General features: G+C 67.6%; 12 protein-coding genes. 6 read left to right on the forward strand and 6 right to left on the reverse strand.

Features of this window, described 5'->3' with window-relative positions; all coding sequences use genetic code 11:
• Positions 1-130: 130 nt before the first annotated feature.
• A complete protein-coding gene (rpsB, locus tag CNE_RS09690; RefSeq protein ID WP_013956961.1) occupies positions 131-877 on the reverse strand; it encodes a 30S ribosomal protein S2 in 747 nt (248 codons plus the stop codon).
• 335 nt (positions 878-1,212) lie between these two features.
• On the opposite strand from rpsB, the gene map reads away from it, so the two are divergent.
• From map to CNE_RS09705, 3 genes are all read left to right on the forward strand, one after another.
• The gene (gene map, locus CNE_RS09695) at positions 1,213-2,031 is read left to right on the forward strand and encodes a type I methionyl aminopeptidase (protein ID WP_013956962.1); all 819 of its coding nucleotides are present in this window, start codon (positions 1,213-1,215) and stop codon (positions 2,029-2,031) included.
• An 87-nt stretch (positions 2,032-2,118) separates the two neighbouring features.
• Positions 2,119-4,701 carry a [protein-PII] uridylyltransferase gene (locus CNE_RS09700; protein WP_041227946.1) on the forward strand — a complete coding sequence of 861 codons (2,583 nt, stop codon included), beginning with the start codon at positions 2,119-2,121 and terminating at the stop codon, positions 4,699-4,701.
• A 22-nt stretch (positions 4,702-4,723) separates the two neighbouring features.
• On the forward strand, positions 4,724-6,565 hold the full coding sequence (locus CNE_RS09705) for a pseudouridine synthase (RefSeq protein WP_013956964.1): 1,842 nt from the start codon (positions 4,724-4,726) through the stop codon (positions 6,563-6,565).
• A 102-nt stretch (positions 6,566-6,667) separates the two neighbouring features.
• Here CNE_RS09705 and def read toward each other — a convergent pair whose 3' ends face one another.
• The 4 genes from def to smc are packed head-to-tail and all read right to left on the reverse strand — an operon-like array spanning position 6,668 to position 14,207.
• The gene (def, locus tag CNE_RS09710; RefSeq protein WP_013956965.1) at positions 6,668-7,201 is read right to left on the reverse strand and encodes a peptide deformylase; all 534 of its coding nucleotides are present in this window, start codon (positions 7,199-7,201) and stop codon (positions 6,668-6,670) included.
• Between the two features lie 14 nt (positions 7,202-7,215).
• Positions 7,216-9,345: an NAD-dependent DNA ligase LigA gene (ligA, locus tag CNE_RS09715; RefSeq protein WP_013956966.1), complete on the reverse strand. Its 2,130-nt coding sequence runs from the start codon at positions 9,343-9,345 to the stop codon at positions 7,216-7,218.
• Between the two features lie 12 nt (positions 9,346-9,357).
• Positions 9,358-10,695, reverse strand: coding sequence for a cell division protein ZipA C-terminal FtsZ-binding domain-containing protein (locus tag CNE_RS09720; protein WP_013956967.1), 1,338 nt, complete (start codon positions 10,693-10,695; stop codon positions 9,358-9,360).
• Complete coding sequence (gene smc / locus CNE_RS09725) at positions 10,692-14,207, reverse strand: chromosome segregation protein SMC (RefSeq protein WP_041227949.1); 3,516 nt, start codon at positions 14,205-14,207, stop codon at positions 10,692-10,694. The genes CNE_RS09720 and smc overlap by 4 nt, the downstream gene beginning before the upstream one ends.
• 431 nt (positions 14,208-14,638) lie before the next feature.
• Between smc and CNE_RS09730 the strand changes: the two genes are divergently transcribed.
• The gene (locus tag CNE_RS09730; RefSeq protein WP_013956969.1) at positions 14,639-15,466 is read left to right on the forward strand and encodes a ferritin-like domain-containing protein; all 828 of its coding nucleotides are present in this window, start codon (positions 14,639-14,641) and stop codon (positions 15,464-15,466) included.
• A gap of 14 nt (positions 15,467-15,480) precedes the next feature.
• On the opposite strand, the gene CNE_RS09735 is transcribed toward CNE_RS09730, so the two are convergent.
• A complete protein-coding gene (locus tag CNE_RS09735) occupies positions 15,481-16,449 on the reverse strand; it encodes a DMT family transporter (protein WP_013956970.1) in 969 nt (322 codons plus the stop codon).
• Positions 16,450-16,642: 193 nt separating this feature from the next.
• On the opposite strand from CNE_RS09735, the gene dapC reads away from it, so the two are divergent.
• Positions 16,643-17,842 (forward strand): succinyldiaminopimelate transaminase, encoded by a 1,200-nt coding sequence (dapC, locus tag CNE_RS09740; protein ID WP_013956971.1) that lies wholly within the window; start codon positions 16,643-16,645, stop codon positions 17,840-17,842.
• 69 nt (positions 17,843-17,911) lie between these two features.
• Positions 17,912-18,739 (forward strand): 2,3,4,5-tetrahydropyridine-2,6-dicarboxylate N-succinyltransferase, encoded by an 828-nt coding sequence (dapD, locus tag CNE_RS09745; RefSeq protein ID WP_013956972.1) that lies wholly within the window; start codon positions 17,912-17,914, stop codon positions 18,737-18,739.
• The last annotated feature ends 78 nt before the right edge of the window (positions 18,740-18,817 follow it).

Raw genomic sequence — 18,817 nt, forward strand, 5'->3', positions numbered from 1 at the left:
CCGGCTGCCGGCGTACCCCGGCTTTCGCCTTGCGCGCAGCCCGTGGTGACGGGCGGCAAGCGTTGCTTGTCTGTCGTGCGGTGACGATGCGCGCTAGCGGGTTCCTTTCCGGCAATCAGGCGGCGGGCAATCAGCCTTCCTGCACTTCGACGAATTCGTCGTCGCCGCCGCGAGCGGCTTCAACCACTTCCTGCACAGCGTTGGCACGGCCTTCCAGGATCGCGTCGGCCACGCCGCGCACGTACAGGGCCACGGCCTTGCTCGAGTCGTCGTTACCCGGGATCACGTAGTCGATGCCTTCCGGCGAGTGGTTGGTATCAACCACGCCGATCACCGGCACGCCCAGCTTGTTGGCCTCGGTCACGGCAATCTTGTGGTAGCCGACGTCCACCACGAAGATCGCGTCTGGCACGCCGCCCATGTCCTTGATGCCGCCGATCGACTTTTCCAGCTTCAGCATCTCGCGCTCGAACATCAGCGCTTCCTTCTTGCTCATGGTGTCCAGCGCGCCGGCTTCCTTGGCGGCTTCCATGTCCTTCAGGCGCTTGATCGAGATCTTGACCGTCTTGAAGTTGGTCAGCATGCCGCCGAGCCAGCGGGCGTCGACATAGGGCATGCCGGCACGGCCAGCTTCTTCAGCCAGGATTTCGCGCGACTGGCGCTTGGTACCCACGAAAAGGATGGTGCCGCGATTGGCTGCCAGCTGACGCACGTACTTCATTGCGTCCTGGAACATCGGCAACGTCTTTTCGAGGTTGATGATGTGGATCTTGTTGCGATGGCCGAAGATGAAGGGGGCCATCTTCGGGTTCCAGAAGCGGGTCTGGTGGCCGAAGTGGCAACCGGCTTCCAGCATTTCGCGCATGGTAACGGACATGTAAATCTCCAAAGGGTTAGGTCTGAAGCCCGCCCCGACATTCCTGAAAAGGAACACCCCGGATAGGCGGGCCAGCGATTTCAAACAGCAACAGGAATATCCTGCAAAATTCCGGCCTGGCGCACGCAATGCTGCGCCGCAACCAAGTCAGCCTGCTATTGTAGCAACAAAAGTGCGGCCCGCTCAAGCCGCCCGGTGCCCTGGCGCCCTACGGACTCAGCCCGCGACGGCCGCGCTCAGGCTGCGATCTGGCCCCGATGGTGCGATAATCCTACATTGACCTTTCGATTTCGGCGCGGCCAGTGGCCTCGCCATCACTTTTTTGGCGACGCAGCATGAGCATTCACCTGAACACCGCCGAAGACATCGCCCAGATGCGCGTGGCTTGCCGCCTTGGGTCCGAGGTCCTCGACTACATCACGCCCTTCGTCCAGCCAGGTATCACCACCGGCGAAATCGACCGCCTGTGCCACGCCTACATGCGTGAAGTGCAGGGCACCGTGTCGGCGTGCCTGAACTATGCTCCCCCCGGCTATCCGCCCTTCCCCGGCGCGATCTGCACCTCGGTCAACGACGTGATCTGCCATGGCATTCCGGGCGATCGCGTGCTCAAGAACGGTGACGCGATCAACCTGGACATCACGGTCATCACCAAGGAAGGCTACTACGGCGACAACAGCCGCATGTTCATCGTCGGCGAGGGCTCGATCCTGGCCAAGCGCCTGTCGCAGGTGACCTATGAATGCATGTGGAAGGGTATCGCGCAGGTTCGCCACGGCGCCCGCCTGGGCGACATCGGCCACGCCATCCAGGTACACGCCGAAGCCGCCGGCTACAGCGTGGTGCGCGAGTACTGCGGCCACGGCATCGGCAAGAACTTCCACGAAGACCCGCAGATCCTGCACTACGGCCGCCCGGGCACCGGCGCCGAGATCAAGGCCGGCATGATCTTTACCATTGAGCCGATGATCAACGCCGGCAAGCGCGATATCCGCACCATGCCCGACCAGTGGACGGTCAAGACCCGCGACCGCAGCCTGTCGGCGCAGTGGGAGCACACCGTGCTGGTCACGGAAACCGGCTACGAGGTCCTTACGGTATCGGCCGGGAGCCCGGCACCGCCGGCCTTTATCACCGATTCCGTCGCGGCCTGAGGCCGCACCGAAGCCAGGGGCGCCTGACCGGGCGCCTTTCTTTTTCCAGCCGTGCCCACCAACCCGCTCCCCGAGCCCGCCATCTCCATGGACACCACGCCGGAACTGCTGCTTGCCGCGCGCGTGCGCGACAAGCTCAAAGCCGACAAGCAGGCGCTGTTTGCCGACTTCAACCTCAGCGCCAACGTCGGCACGCTGATCACGCGGCTGCGCCGCGCTGTCGACGCCGCGCTGGTGGAAGCCTGGCGCGGCCTGGAGATGCCCGCGGGCGCAGCGCTGGTGGCGGTGGGCGGCTACGGCCGCGGCGAGCTGCTGCCCTACTCCGACGTCGACGTGCTGCTGTTGCTGCCCGCCGAGCCCGACCAGGACACCACCGGGCGCCTGGAGCGTTTTATCGGCCTGTGCTGGGACCTTGGGCTGGAGATCGGCTCTTCGGTGCGCACCGTGGACGATTGCATCCGCGAGTCGCGGCAGGACGTCACCATCCAGACCTCGCTGCTGGAGGCGCGGCTGCTGACCGGCAGCCGCAAGCTGTTCGAGTCGATGCGCACGCGCTACCTCTCCGACCTGGACGCGGCAGCGTTCTTCCAGGCCAAGCTGCTGGAAATGCGCCAGCGCCACGCCAAATACCAGGACACGCCCTACGCGCTCGAGCCCAACTGCAAGGAAAGCCCGGGCGGCCTGCGCGACCTGCAGGTGATCCTGTGGATGACCAAGGCGGCGGGCCTGGGCGACAGCTGGAAAGAACTGTTCGAGCGCGGCCTGCTGACGCAGCGCGAAGCGCAGGAGCTGGCGCGCAACGAGCGCCTGCTCAAGACCATCCGCGCGCGCCTGCACCTGGTGGCTGGCCGGCGCCAGGACGTGCTGGTATTCGACCTGCAGACCGCGCTGGCGGAGTCCTTCGGCTATCGCCAGACCACCAACAAGCGCGCCAGCGAACAGCTGATGCGCCGCTACTACTGGGCGGCCAAGGCGGTCACGCAGCTCAACAGCGTGCTGCTGCTGAACATCGAGGCGATGCTGTTCCCGAGCGAGTCTCAGGTGACGCGCGTGCTCAACGAACGGTTTGTCGAGCGCCAGGGCATGCTGGAGATCACCAGCGACGACGTCTATGAACGCGACCCGCACGCGATCCTGGAAACTTTCCTGCTGTACCAGCGCACGCCCGGCGTGAAGGGCCTGTCGCCGCGCACGCTGCGCGGGCTGTACAACGCGCGCACCGTGATGAACGCGGGCTGGCGCAACGATCCGGAAAACCGCCGCCTGTTCCTGGCCATCATGCAGGAGCCGCAGGGCATCACCCACGCGCTGCGCCTGATGAACCAGACCAGCGTACTGGGCCGCTACCTGATCAACTTCCGCCGCATCGTCGGCCAGATGCAGCACGACCTGTTCCACGTCTATACCGTGGACCAGCACATCCTGATGGTGGTGCGCAACATGCGCCGCTTCGCCATTGTCGAGCACACCCACGAGTTTCCGTTCTGCAGCCAGCTGATGGCCAGCTTCGACAAGCCGTGGGTGCTGTGCGTGGCAGCGCTGTTCCACGACATCGCCAAGGGCCGCGGCGGCGACCACTCAAAGCTTGGCACCGTGGATGCGCGCCGCTTCTGCAAGCAGCACGGCATTGCGCGCGAAGACGCCGACCTGATCTGCTGGCTGGTCGAGCACCACCTGACCATGAGCCACGTGGCGCAGAAGCAGGACCTGACCGATCCCGACGTGATCCACGCCTTTGCCCGCGTGGTCGGCAGCGAACGCTACCTGACCGCGCTCTACCTGCTGACCGTGGCCGACATCCGCGGCACCAGCCCCAAGGTATGGAACGCGTGGAAGGGCAAGCTGCTGGAAGACCTGTACCACATCACGCTGCGCGTGCTGGGCGGCGCGCGCGTGGATTCGCATTCACTGTGGTCGCAGCGCAAGGAGGACACTATCTCCGAACTGCGCCTGAAGGCCTTCGACCCGGCGCTGGGCAAGTCTCTGTGGGCGCAGCTCGACGTGGCCTTCTTCCTGCGCCACGATTCGCACGATATCGCCTGGCTCACGCGCCACCTGTACAACAAGGTGGACAGCCCCACGCCGGTGGTCAAGGCACGCGTCTCCCCCGCCGGCGAAGGCCTGCAGGTGGCGGTCTACGTCAAGGACCAGCCCGACCTGTTCGCGCGCATCTGCGGCTACTTCGAGCGCAAGGCGTTCTCGATCCAGGACGCCAAGATCCACACCACGCGCCACGGCTACGCGCTGGACACGTTCCAGGTCACCGACCCCGGCATGGCCGGCGACGGCGGCAACTACCGCGACATCATCGCGCTGGTCGAGCACGAACTGTGCGAGCGGCTGCGCCTGCAAGGCGCACTGCCCGAACCCACGCAGGGGCGGCTGTCGCGCCAGTCGCGCAGCTTCCCGATCAAGCCGCGCGTGGACCTGCGCCCGGACGAGCGTGGCCAGTATTACCTGCTGTCGCTGTCCGCCAACGACCGCACCGGCCTGCTGTACGCCATCGCCCGCGTACTGGCACGGCATCGCGTATCCGTCCACACGGCACGCATCAACACCCTGGGCGAACGCGTCGAAGACGTGTTCCTGGTCGACGGCAGCCGCCTGGCTGCCGACAACCGATTGCAGATTCAGCTTGAACAGGACTTGCTCGCCGCCCTCGCCATCTGAGGCGGGCGGGCAGCATCAACATATGACCGACAGCAATTCGCCGAAGCGCAAGACGCTAGGTATCAAGGCCGCCAGCGACACCGGCACGGCCGCGCGCAAGACCGGCACCCGCCCCGTGCGGGTGTCCGACCTGAACCGCAAGCGCGTGCAAGCCGTCTCCGAAGGCATCAAGCGCGCCCAGGAGCGCGCCCGTGGCAAGACCGGCGGCCGTCCGGCCCAGGGCGAACCGCAGGCCGGCGCAGCCCAGCCGCGCAAACCCCGCGCGCCGCGTCCTGCTGACGGCGAACGCCAGGCACGCCCGCGCCGCCCGGAAGGTGGCGAGGCGCGTCCGCGCCGCTTCGGCGATGACGAAAGCCGCCCCCGCCGTTATGGCGACGACCGGGGTGAGGCACGTCCGCGCCGTTTCGAAGGCAGCGAAGCGCGCCCGCCGCGGCGCTTCGGCGACGACGACAACCGCCCGCGCCGCACGGGCGATGATCGGGGTGAGGCACGTCCACGCCGCTTCGAAGGCGGTGAAGCGCGCCCGCCGCGCCGCTTTGGCGACGACGACAACCGCCCGCGCCGCACGGGCGACGATCGCGGCGAGGCACGTCCGCGCCGTTTCGAAGGCGGCGAAGCGCGCCCGCCGCGCCGTTTTGGCGACGACGACAACCGCCCGCGCCGCACTGGCGACGATCGCGGCGAGGCACGACCGCGCCGTTTCGAGGGCGGTGATTCGCGTCCGCCGCGCCGTGCTGGCGAGGACAACAACCGTCCCCGCCGTTTCGAAGGCGCCGAATCGCATCCGCGCCGCGTTGGCGATGACGAGAGCCGCCCTCGCCGCTTCGAAGGCACCGATTCGCGCCCGCGCCGTTATGGCGATGACGAGAACCGTCCCCGCCGCTTCGAAGGCACCGACTCGCGCCCGCGCCGTTATGGCGATGACGACCAGCGCCCGCGCCCCGCGCCGTCGGGCGAGCGCCGCCGTGAAGGCACCGCGCCGGCACGCCGCTTCAGCGACGCCGCCGACCGCATCCGCACCGCCGGCCCGGCACGCCAGCAGGCACCGGCCGCGCGCCAGGAAAAGCCCGCCCGCGCCGAGTCCAGCCACGACGACGGCCTGGTGCGCCTGTCCAAGCGCATGTCCGAACTGGGCCTGTGCTCGCGCCGCGAAGCCGACGAATGGATCCCGCACGGCTGGGTGCTGGTAGACGGCAAGCCCGTGACCGCACTGGGCAGCCGCATCCGCCCCGACGCCGAGATCGAGATCATGCAGGAAGCGCGCTCCGAACAAGGCGAGCGCGTCACGGTGCTGCTGAACAAGCCGGTGGGCTACGTCTCCGGCCAGGCCGAAGACGGCTACGAGCCGGCCGCGGTGCTGTTCACCCCCGAGAACCAGTGGGAAGGCGACCCCACGCGCAAGCGCTTCGCCCCGTGGCAACGCAAGAGCCTGGCCCCGGCGGGCCGCCTCGATATCGACTCAACCGGTCTGCTGGTGCTGACGCAGGACGGCCGCGTCGCGCGCGCGCTGATCGGCGAGGATTCGACCGTCGAGAAGGAATACCTGGTGCGTGTGGTGTGGCACTCGCCGCAGGGCGTGGTCGAGCGCAATATCAGCGCGGAATTCCCGGCCGATGATCTCGAGCTGCTGCGCCACGGGCTGTCGCTGGATGGCGTGCCGCTCAAGCCAGCCAAGGTGAGCTGGCAGAACGAGGAGCAGCTGCGCTTCGTGCTGCGCGAAGGCCGCAAGCGCCAGATCCGTCGGATGTGCGAGCAGGTTGGGCTGCAAGTGGTGGGCCTCAAGCGCGTGCGCATGGGACGCGTGGTGCTGGGGGATCTGCCGCCGGGTAAATGGCGGTTCCTGGGGCAGTTTGAGAAGTTCTGATTCCAGAATTTGCCGACCCAAAAAAACCGGTCCCCAAGGACAGTCCCCAAGGACCGGTTTTTTTGCGCCTTGCGCGGGTTCGATACCGCGCGGCACAGCTCGTCAATCGTCGCTATTCGGCGGCAGATCCGGAAACAACACCTCTGTAAACCCAAACTGCCTGAAATCCTTGATCCGCATCGGATACAGGATCCCCTGCAAGTGGTCGCACTCATGCTGCACCACCCGCGCATGGAAGCCTTCAGCCACGCGCTCGATGCGGTTACCCATCAGGTCGTAGCCGCTGTACTTCAGCCGCAGATGGCGCGGCACCACGCCGCGCAGGCCGGGGACAGACAGGCAGCCTTCCCAGCCGTCCTCCATCTCGTCGGACTCCATTTCCAGCACCGGGTTGATCAGCACGGTCTTGGGCACGGTGGGCGCGTCCGGGTAACGCGGGTTGCGGTCGAAGCCGAAGATCACCACCTGCAGGTCCACGCCGATCTGCGGCGCGGCAAGGCCGGCGCCGTTGGCGTGGTCCATGGTGTCGAACATGTCTTCGATCAGCGTACGCAGCTCCGGCGTATTGAAGCGCTCCACCGGCCGCGCCACCTGCAGCAGGCGCGGATCGCCCATCTTGAGAATCTCGCGGATCATGGTTGTTTCCCCGGTTATTCCTGTGCCGGCGCGGCGCCGGCCTCTGCCAGCAGCGCCAGCATGCCGGCCTCGTCCAGCACCGGCACGCCCAGCGCCTCGGCCTTGTCGAGCTTGCTGCCTGCCTCGGCGCCCGCGACCACGTAGTCGGTCTTCTTCGATACCGAACCCGCCACCTTGGCGCCGGCGGCTTCCAGCAGTTCCTTGGCGTCCTCGCGCGACATGGTGGGCAGCGTGCCGGTCAGCACGAAGGTCTTGCCCGACAGCGGCGCCGGGGCCTTGGCCACCGGCTCGCTTTCCGCCCAGTGTACGCCTGCGGCGCGCAGTTGTTCGATGACCTCGACGTTGTGCGGCTCGGCAAAGAAGTGCGCGATCGACTGCGCCACCACCGGGCCGACGTCGTTCACTTCCAGCAGAGCCGCTTCGTCGGCTGCCATCAGCGCATCGAGCTTGCCGAAGTGCCGGGCCAGGTCCTTGGCGGTGGCTTCGCCCACATGACGGATGCCCAGCGCGAAGATAAAGCGGTTCATGGTGGTCTCGCGCGACGCGTCGATCGCCACCACCAGATTGGCCGCCGACTTGTCGGCCATGCGCTCCAGCGCGGCCAGCTTGGCCACGCCCAGCTTGAACAGATCCGCCGGCGTGCGCACGATGCCCTGGTCGACCAGTTGCTCGACCAGTTTGTCGCCCAGACCTTCGATATCCATGGCGCGCCGCTGCGCGAAATGCAGCAGCGCCTGCTTGCGCTGCGCTGCGCAGATCAGGCCGCCGGTGCAGCGCGCGATGGCTTCGTCCTCGAGCTTCTCGATATGCGAGCCGCACACCGGACAGGCGGTCGGCATCACGAAGGCGCGCGCGTCAGCCGGGCGGCGCTCGGTCACCACGCCGACCACTTCCGGGATCACGTCGCCGGCGCGGCGCACGATCACGGTGTCGCCGATATGCACGTCCTTGCGGCGGATCTCGTCCTCGTTGTGCAGCGTGGCGTTGGTCACCGTGACTCCGCCGACAAACACCGGCTTGAGCCGCGCCACCGGCGTGATTGCGCCGGTGCGGCCGACCTGCACTTCGATGTCCTCGACGATGGTGGTCATCTCCTGCGCCGGGAACTTGTGCGCCAGCGCAAAGCGCGGCGCGCGCGAGACAAAGCCCAGGCGCTCCTGCTCGGCCAGTGCGTTGACCTTGTAGACCACACCGTCGATGTCATACGGCAGCACGTCGCGGCGCTGGCCGATATCGCGGTAGAAATCCAGCAGGCCCTGCGCGCCCTTCACCACCGCGCGGTCCTTGCACACCGGCAGGCCCAGCGCGGCAAAGCCGTCGAGCATCACGCTGTGGGTGGGCGGACGGTCCACGCCCTGCAGCTCGCCCAGGCCGTAGGCGAAGAACGACAGCGGCCGCTTGGCGGTGATGCGCGGATCGAGCTGGCGCAGGCTGCCCGCGGCGGCGTTGCGCGGGTTGACGAAGGTCTTCTCGCCGGCCTCGGCCTGGCGTTCGTTGAGCTTGTCGAAGTCGCCGCGGTACATGAAGACTTCGCCCCGCACTTCAAGCACGGCGGGAGCCTGGCCGCGCAGCTTCAGCGGAATCGCCTTTATGGTGCGCACGTTGACCGTGACATCTTCGCCGGTCTCTCCGTCGCCGCGGGTGGCGGCCTGCACCAGGCGGCCGTCCTCATAGCGCAGCGACATGGCCAGGCCGTCGAACTTCAGCTCGCAGGCGTACTCGACCGCGTCGGCCGCGCTGAACAGGTCCTGCTCGCCGGCGGCGGGCGCGGTGCGGCCCAGGCCCTGCGCGCAGCGGCGGTCGAAGTTCAGCACGTCGTCGTCGGCGAAGCCGTTGTTGAGCGACAGCATCGGCACGCGGTGGCGCACCGAGTCGAAGGCCGACAGCGGCTCGCCGCCCACGCGCTGGGTGGGCGAGTCCGGCGTCTGCAGTTCGGGATGCTCAAGCTCCAGCGCCTGCAACTCGCTGAACAGCGCGTCGTACTCGGCGTCGGGAATGGTCGGCGCGTCCAGCACGTAGTACTGGTAGTTGTGGCGATCCAGCTCGTCGCGCAGCCAGGCCACGCGCTTGGCGGCAGCTTCGGCCGGCAAGGGGCCGGCGGGCGCGGAGGCATCTGCCTGCGCGCCGCGGTGTGTTGCGGTCATGGCAGGCTCCGGCTAGATGCTGAACAGGCGCTGCGCCACCAACGAACCGGCCGGCATGCCGCGCGCTTCCAGCTTGTTGTACAGCGTTTCAAGCTGGCTGAAGATCGCGACGAACGAGGCCTCGGTCAGCGGCCGCATATTGTCGTCGACCAGTTGCGCGCCCATGCGCTGGGCCAGCGTGTGGCCGTACTCGCACACGGTCTTGAACGGCTTGGCGGCCTGGTCGGCCACCGGCACGTCGAGCAGCAGCGTGATCTGGCGGCCGGCCTTGACGGTCAGGTCGTCGCGCAGGAAGTTGGTGTCGCCGAACTGCAGCGTGAACAGCGGACGCTGCACGCCTTCGGCGTTGGCCTGGTAGCGGATAAAGCGGGTGCCGTCGCGCGACAGCACCAGCCCGTCCTGCGTGGCCACGTTCTGCACGTACGCCGCCGACCACGGCGCGCCATCCGAAATCACGTTGACGCCCAGCTGCACGTCGCAGCCGGCGGCAAAGCCATCCAGCTCGCGCGCATTGGCGACGGTCTCGCTCATGTCCGGCAGGTCGGCCGAGGCATCGAGCGACTCGGCCAGCGACTCTACCGCGGTGATGAATTCCGAGAACTCCAGCGCGTTGAGCGGGCCGCCGCGGTTGGCCAGCTGCACGCCGACCTGCAGGTCTTCGTACTGGTGGCCGGCGGTGACCGGCTCCCATGCATTGGCTTCGGTGCGCAGGCCCTCGATATGGACCTGCTTGGTGCCGGCGCGGCGCAGCCGGCCGGTCAGGGGCAGGATGCGGTCACCGGAGGCCTTGCGCTCCAGGTGCAGGGGCACGATGCAGTCGATCAGCGGATCGATCAGGGCCGGCGTGGGCTGGCCATCGGGCACGGCGGCAAGCGGAGCCGGAGCCGGAGCCGGAGCCGGAGCCGGAGCCGGCGCGGGTACCGGGGCCGGAGTGGCCTCGGCTTCGGCCTCGTCCTCGGTGGTCTCGGCATGCGTCGCGGCGGCCGCGACGGACACTTCCTCGGCGACGACATCGTCGGCGTCCGCGGTGCTTGCTGCGGCCGCAGCCGCCGCAGCCGCGTGGTTGTTGCCCGTCGCCACCGCGGCACCGGCCGTGGCCGGCGCCGGGGAAAGCGTCGGCTCACGCCGCGGTGCCTGCTCGGCAGCGGCTTCGTGCAGGCGCGCGGCGGTTTCCGGCGCGGTGCTCTGGCCGACCACCGGCTCGCGCATCGGCGGCAGGTCGTCTTCGGGGCTGAGCTCGCGCGGGCGGCGCGCCTTGCGGATCTGCCACTGGTTGTAGCCGAACACCAGTACCACGAAAACCAGGCCCGCGACGATCAGTGCGGTCTGCAGGTCCATGTTCAGTTTCATGCTGCCTCCGCCATCGAAACCGCCGCGTCCATATCCACGGCCACGATACGCGAAACGCCCTGCTCCTGCATGGTCACGCCAATGAGTTGATGAGCCATTTCCATGGCAATCTTGTTATGTGAGATGAAAACGAATTGAGTCTTGTCCGACATGCGCGCCACCATATTGGCGTAGCGTTCGGTGTTGGCGTCGTCCAGCGGCGCGTCCACCTCGTCCAGCAGGCAGAACGGTGCCGGGTTGAGCTGGAACATGGCAAACACCAGCGCGATCGCGGTCAGCGCCTTCTCGCCGCCCGACAGCAGGTGGATGGTCGAGTTCTTCTTGCCCGGGGGCTGCGCCATCACCTGCACGCCGGCGTCGAGGATCTCCTCGCCGGTCATGATCAGGCGCGCCTGGCCGCCACCGAACAGCGACGGGAACAGCTCGCCGAAATGATGGTTGACCTGGTCGAAGGTGCCCTGCAACAGCGCGCGGGTTTCCTGGTCGATCTTGGCGATCGCGTCTTCCAGCGTGTTGATGGCGTCGTTCAGGTCGGCCGACTGCGCATCGAGAAAGGTCTTGCGCTCGCGCGCCGCGGCCAGCTCGTCGAGCGCGGCCATGTTGACCGGGCCGAGCGCGTTGATGGCGTTGTTGATGCGCGTGACTTCGCCCTGCAGGTACGACGGCTTCAGGTCGCCGGTCAGCTTGTCGGCCAGCGCGGCCTCGTCCACCTCGGCCGCGGTCAGCTGCTCGCTGAACTGCTCCTGGTTCAGGCGCGCGGCCTGTTCCTTGAGCTGCAACTCGGTAATGCGGTCGCGCAGCGGCTGCAGGCTGCGCTCGGCGGCCAGGCGCTGCTCGTCGTGCTGGCGCAGCTGTGCCGACAGCGCATCGAGTTCGGTGCGCGCGATGGTGAGCTTTTCTTCCTTCTCGGCGCGGCGCTCCAGCGCTTCCTGCAGGCCGGTATGGGCGGTCTGCTCGTTGATGGTCTCAAGCTCGGCGCGGGCGTTTTCCAGGGATTCGGCAATGCGTTCGGCCTGGTCGGCGGCCACCTGGATATTGCGGCGCAGCTCGTCGATGCGGCTCGCCAGGTTGCGCTCGGCAAAGAGGGCTTCCTGCGCGGCGCGCTCGAAGTCGCGCAGCTGGTGGCGCGCGCCCGAGAGCTTGCTGTCCAGCGCCTCGAAGGCCATCTGCTGGTCTTCGTGGGTGGCCTGCATCTCTGCCAGCGCGGCGTCGTGCTGCTCGAAGCTGGCTTCGGATTCGGCGCGGATGGCGCGCTGCTCTTCGATCTGTGCGTGGATCTCGTCCAGTTCCTCGCGGATCTGGCCGCTGCGGGCGGAATAGCGCTCCATCGCCTGAGACAGCTTGAGCACGTCCATCTGCAACGCGTGCACGCGGCGGGTGGCCTGCTCGGCGCGCGCGCGGGCATCGCCCAGCCCCTGGCTGGCCTGGGTGTAGGCCGCTTCGGCACGCACCGCCTGGGTCTTGGCTTCGTCGGACAGCAGCAGCTGCGCGCGCGCCTGCTTCTGCAGGTTTTCGATTTCCTGCTCGCGCGCCAGCATGCCGGCCTGCTCGGAATCGGCGGCGTAGATCTGGATGGCGTTGCGGCCCACCAGGTGGCCCTCGGCCACGACGAACGACGCACCGTCAGGCAGCGTGTTGCGCGCAGCCAGCGCCTGCGCCATGTCGGTGGCGACATAGATATCGGCCAGCCAGTCCTGCATCACGGCGCGGATGCCCGGCTCGGTGATCTGCACCAGCGACATCAGCGGGCGCAGGCCGACAGGCGTTTCCAGCGGGCGGGCGGCGGCCGGCGGCGAGTAAAACGCCAGCTTGGCCGGCGGCGCGTCGGACAGGAAGGCCTTGACCCAGTCCAGGTTCGACACTTCCAGCGCGGCCAGCTTCTCGCGCAGCACGGATTCGAGCGCGTTTTCCCAGCCCGGCTCGATATGGACCTTCTTCCACAGGCGCGGCAGCTCGGCCAGCTCATGCTTGGCCAGCCACGGCTGCACCTTGCCGTCGGTCTGCACGTTCTCCTGCAGCTGGCGCAGCGCCGACAGGCGCGCCTCCAGCGTGGCAATGGCGGAGGCTTCGCTGTGCACGCACGCCTGCGCGGCGCGGCGCGACTCGTCCAGGCGCGGCACGCTCTCTTCCGCGTCGGCCAGCACGGCCTGGGCTTCCTCGACCAGCGCTTCCTGCTCGGCCAGCTCGGCGCGGGCCTGCTCCAGGCGGGTCTCGTCGGGGCGGTCCAGGCCCTTTTCTTCCGCCGACAGGCGTTCGCGGCGCTGTTCCAGTTGCTGCAACATCTGGTCGGCGCTGCGCTGCTGCGCGGCTTCGAGCTTCAGGGCCTGCTCGGCCTGCATGATGCCGGCGCGCTGCTCGTTGAGCAGCTGCTGCGCGTCGCGCCATTGCGCTTCCAGCGTCGGCAGTTCGTCGTTCTTGTGGGCGACAGCTTCCTGCGCCTCGACCGTGCGGCCTTCGGCCACGGCCAGGTTTTCTTCGGCCTGCGCCAGCTCGTCGGTGGCCTGTTCGGCCTTGCCCTGCCACTGCTCGCGCTGCCCGGTCAGCGCGGCGATCTGGGCCTGCACGCGATTGCGCGATTCCACCACGTAGCGGATCTCGGCTTCGAGCTTGCTGACTTCGGCATTGGCCTCATACAGCGCGCCCTGCGCGGCGTGCATGCCATCGGACGCCCCGTAATGCGCGGCGCGCATGGTTTCGAGCTCGGCTTCGACATGGCGCAACTGCGCAGTCTGCGCCTCCAGGTCGATCTGGGCCTGCTCGATAGCGCGCTGGTGGCGTTCCTGCTCTTGCTGGGCCTCGCGCTTGCGCAGCAGCCACAGCAGGTGCTGCTTTTCTTCGCCGTCGGCGTGCAGCGTCTTGAAGCGCTGCGCCACCTCGGCCTGGCTTTCCAGTTTTTCGAGGTTGCTGCCGAGTTCGCGCAGGATGTCTTCGACGCGGGTCAGGTTCTCGCGCGTGTCAGACAGGCGGTTTTCGGTCTCGCGGCGGCGTTCCTTGTACTTGGACACGCCCGCGGCCTCTTCCAGGAAGATGCGCATGTCATCGGGCTTGGCCTCGATGATGCGCGAGATCATGCCCTGCCCGATGATGGCGTAGGCGCGCGGGCCCAGGCCCGTGCCCAGGAAGATGTCCTGGATGTCGCGCCGGCGCACCGGCTGGTTGTTGATGTAGTAGGACGAAGTGCCGTCGCGGGTCAGCACGCGCTTGACCGCGACTTCGGCGTACTGGCTCCACTGGCCGGCAGCGCGGCCCTCGGCATTATCGAACACCAGTTCGACACTCGCCCGGCCAGCCTGCTTGCGCGCGGTGGAGCCGTTGAAGATGACGTCCTGCATGGATTCGCCACGCAGCTCTGACGCACGTGACTCACCAAGCACCCAGCGCACCGCATCGATGATGTTCGATTTGCCGCAGCCGTTGGGACCTACGATGCCGACCAGTTGGCCGGGCACTTGAAAATTGGTGGGATCGACAAATGACTTGAAGCCCGCCAGCTTGATCGAGGATAGTCGCACGGTTTCTCGTGTGGTATCGGCCACTCCGGTATAGGAACCGGGGTCGGCCTGGTATCGGGGCTATTGCACTGTTCAGAAAGCCGGGCTGCGCGGGAGCCGGCGCGGCGTGACGCCAGCACCTCAAAATACCCCTCGGGCCCGAGAATTGGGGCTAATCATACCATCGCAGATGCCTTCGCCGGCCCGTTTGGCAGTCGCCCCGGCGTCATATCCCATTGCCGATTTCCCTTGCTATTCCGCCCCTTACAAGCGATTCCGCATGCACTTTGACAGGCGCCGCAGGCGCTGTCAGCCATCCGTGCCGGCCAACCGTTGGGAAACTTATTAGGGTAAATGCTAGTCTCTGATCTGTCGGCGTGACCTCGGATGCCCTCCGGGCCGCGCACCCATGAACGCCCCTCGCAGCCCTTGGCCAACCAGGAGGACAGAGCATGAGTGAACCGTCAGCGGCCGCCCGGCCGTGGTCTGTCAGCGACATCAACTACCAGGCGATCGACGTGGAACGCGTACGCGGCGACCGCGACCTGTTCTACCTGCTGGTGTCAGCCTCGTTCATCGAGAGCGGGTCCGACACCTATGCCGGCAACCTTGCCACCTATTACGCCCGTGTGCCCGATGCGGCCGACTGGCTTGCCGAGCACTGGGAGGCCGAGGAACTGCAGCACGGGCTGGCGCTGCGGCGCTATGTCGAGCATGTCTGGCCGGAATTCGACTGGGAGCGCGGCTATGCGCGCTTCTTCGACGAGTACAGCAAGACCTGCTCGATCGACCAGTTCGAACCGACCGAGGGCCTGGAAATGGCGGCCCGCTGCGTGGTGGAAACCGGCACCGCCGCCTATTACCGCGCGCTGGAACAGGCCAGCGACGAACCGGTGCTGCGCGACCTGACGCGGCGCATCTCCAACGACGAGGTGCGGCACTACAAGCACTTCTACCAGTACTTCAACCGCTTTGCGGCATCCGAGCGGCTGGGCCGGCTGCGCGTGCTGGGCGCGCTGGCGCGCCGGCTGCTGGAGATCAAGAACGAGGACGCCGCGATCGCGTTGCGCAATGTGTTGCGCATGGAGCGCGGCGTAGAGGCCGTGTCCGAAACCGAGGTGCGCGCGCTCAATGCGCGCGTGTCCGGCGTGATCCGGCGCAACATCCCCATCGAAATGACCGTGAAGATGCTGCTGCGGCCGCTGCACCTGCACCGCGGCGTGGAGCGCGCAGTGCGGGCGCCGCTGGTGGCAGTGGTGTCGCGGGTCATGCTGCACTGACCCGCGCACCGGGCTCAGTTACATGCCACTGCCTCGGCACCTGCTGCGGCCGGCGCCGGCGCGCGGCTGCGGTGCACCAGCCCCGACAAGGCCCCGGCCGCCACGATGCACAGGCCGCCGGCCGCTTCCTTCCAGCTCAGCACCTCGGTCGCCAGCCACCACGCCGATACCGCCGCGATCACGATCTCGAACAGCATCAGCAGCGACACGCGGTTGGCCGGCAGCCGCTGCAGCCCGTATTGCACCACCGAGTTGCTGACCACCAGCACCGCCGCCAGGCCCAGCACCAGCATGCCCACGCTCACCTGCGCGCCCTGGACGATGGTCACCGACGGACCATCCAGCAGCAGCGCGGCCGGCACGCCCACCACCGTGCAGCCCAGGTAGACCACGACCGTGCGCACGCGTGCGTCCATATCCGGGAAGCGCTGGCCGGCGCGGCGCGACAGCACATTGTTGACGGCAAAGCCCATGCCGCCGATCAGGCCCGACCATTCCGCGGCGGAGCCTGGCAGCGGCACGCCGACCTCGGGCGTCCACAGCATCAGCCCGGCGCCGAACAGGGCCAGCGCCACCAGCGACAGCCCTGCCGCCGACAGCCGCTCGCCCAGGAACAGCCGGGCAAACAGCGCGGTCCAGACCGGGGTCAGGTAGAACAGCAGCAGCACACGCATCACATGGCCGTTGACGCTGCCCCAGACGAAGCCGGCGTTGGTCACGCCCGCCGCCAGCCCGATGGCGACAAACAGCCAGTGCGGGCGCAGGCCGGCCAGGTGCCGGCGGAAGGCCAGCAGCGACAGCACCGCCGCGACCGAGCTGACCAGCGCCGCGGCGTGCATGCCGCCCAGGCCCCAGCCCGCCAGCACGCGGTACGGGAACCAGGCGATGCCCCAGACCGAGGCGCCGATCAGGATGGAAAGCGATGCCTTGACCGCATGGCGGTCGGCCGGCGCATGCTGCGCCGCAACAGTATTTGTGCTCATAAAGGGAATCCGTGCGAGGCGAGCCGGGCCGCCGGCCGGTGACAGCAGGCAGCGTCCGGACGGCGCCGGCGGCATCACCAGGGCGTGATGCCCGCCATCCGTGCTCGCGGCCGGCCGCGCGGGCCGGGCCGGCGCACGGAAACCCGCGCCGTTCCTCTATAATGCGTCGTTTTAACCGGCCCCGACTGACACTGTGAATCCGCGCCTCGACCTGCTCCAGCCCTACCCGTTCGAGAAACTGCGGGTGCTCTTTGCGCAGGTAAAGCCTGCCGACAAGCCGGCCATCAGCTTTGGCATCGGTGAACCCAAGCATCCGACGCCTGAGTTCATCAAGCAAGCGCTGGCAGAGTCGCTCGCGGGGCTGGCGAATTATCCCACAACGGCAGGTTCCGATGCACTACGGCAGTGCATCGCCAGCTGGCTGGAACGCCGCTACGGCCTGCCCAAGGTCAACGCCGCCACTGAAGTGCTGCCGGTGACCGGCTCGCGCGAGGCGCTGTTCGCCTTTGCCCAGACCGTGGTCGACGGCACCCGTCCGGGCGCGCTGGTGCTGTGCCCCAACCCGTTCTACCAGATCTACGAAGGCGCGGCGCTGCTGGCCGGCGCCACCCCAGTGTTCGCCAACAGCGACCCGGCGCGCAACTTCGCCCCGGCCTTCGACCGCATTGCCGACGATGTCTGGCAGAAGGTGCAACTGCTGTTCGTGTGCACGCCCGGCAACCCGACTGGTGCGGTGCTGTCGCTGGAAGACTGGAAGCAGCTGTTTGCGCTGTCGGACCGCTACGGCTTTGTGATCGCCTCGGACGAGTGCTACTCCGAGATCTATTTCGACGAAGGCCGCGCCCCGCTGGGAGCGCTGGAAGCCGCGCACAAGCTGGGCCGCGGCCTTGACCGGCTGGTGATGTTCTCAAGCCTGTCCAAGCGCTCCAACGTGCCGGGCCTGCGCTCGGGCTTCGTCGCCGGCGATGCCGCGCTGCTGAAGAAATTCCTGCTATACCGTACCTATCACGGCGGCGCCATGAACCCCGCGGTGCAGAGCGCAAGCATCGCCGCCTGGAACGACGAATCGCATGTGCGCGAGAACCGCGCCGCCTACGTGCGCAAGTTCAGCGAAGTGACGCCGATGCTGGCCGAGGTGCTGGACGTGGCGCTGCCCGATGCCGGCTTCTACCTGTGGGCCGATGTCTCGCGCACCGGCCTCACCGATACCGAATTCGCCGCGCGCCTGCTGGCCGAGCAGAACGTGACCGTGCTGCCCGGCAGCTACCTGGCGCGCGAAGCCGACGGCATCAACCCCGGCGCCAACCGCGTGCGCATGGCCCTGGTGGCCACGCCCGAGGAATGCCTGGAAGGTGCGCGCCGGATCGTGGAATTCTGCCGCGCGCTCGGCTGAGCGCCAACCCATGACCGCGGCGCAGCCTGACCGCTGCGCCTTTATCCGATAACCACTGAAGAAACGCATATGACGCAAGCTCTGCAAGCCCTGATCGACCAGGCCTGGGAAGACCGCACCAGCCTGTCGCCCAAGTCCGCCCCCAACGACATCCGCGAGGCCGTCGCCAATGTCATCAGCCAGCTGGATTCCGGCGCGCTGCGCGTGGCCGAGAAGCAAGGCAAGGACTGGATCGTCAACCAGTGGGTCAAGAAAGCCGTGCTGCTGTCGTTCCGCCTGGAAGACAACGCGCCGATGAGCGCCGGCGGCTTTGCCCAGTTCTACGACAAGGTGCCGACCAAGTTCGCCAACTGGAGCGCCGACGACTTCGCCAAGGCCGGCTTCCGCGTGGTGCCACCTGCCGTGGCCCGCCGCGGTTCGTTCATCGCCAAGAACGCGGTGCTGATGCCGTCGTACGTCAATATCGGCGCCTACGTCGATGAAGGCACCATGGTCGACACCTGGGCCACCGTCGGTTCGTGCGCGCAGATCGGCAAGAACGTCCACCTGTCGGGCGGCGTGGGCATCGGCGGCGTGCTGGAGCCGCTGCAGGCCAACCCGGTCATCATCGAAGACAACTGCTTTATCGGTGCGCGCTCGGAAGTGGTTGAAGGCGTGATCGTCGAAGAGAACTCGGTGATCTCGATGGGCGTGTACCTGGGCCAGTCGACCAAGATCTATGACCGCGAAACCGGCGAGATCCACTATGGCCGCGTGCCGGCGGGCTCGGTGGTGGTGGCGGGCAACCTGCCGTCCAAGGATGGCAAGTACAGCCTGTACTGCGCCGTGATCGTGAAGAAGGTCGACGCGCAGACCCGCGCCAAGACCAGCCTGAACGACCTGCTGCGCGGCGACTGAGCGCGCCTGGCGCAGCCCGCAACGGCTGCGCCGCTCCGGGGCCCGCCCCCCGGGGCAGTATTTCCGTTGTCACCCCGC

The organism is Cupriavidus necator N-1, from assembly GCF_000219215.1.
GTDB lineage: Bacteria > Pseudomonadota > Gammaproteobacteria > Burkholderiales > Burkholderiaceae > Cupriavidus > Cupriavidus necator.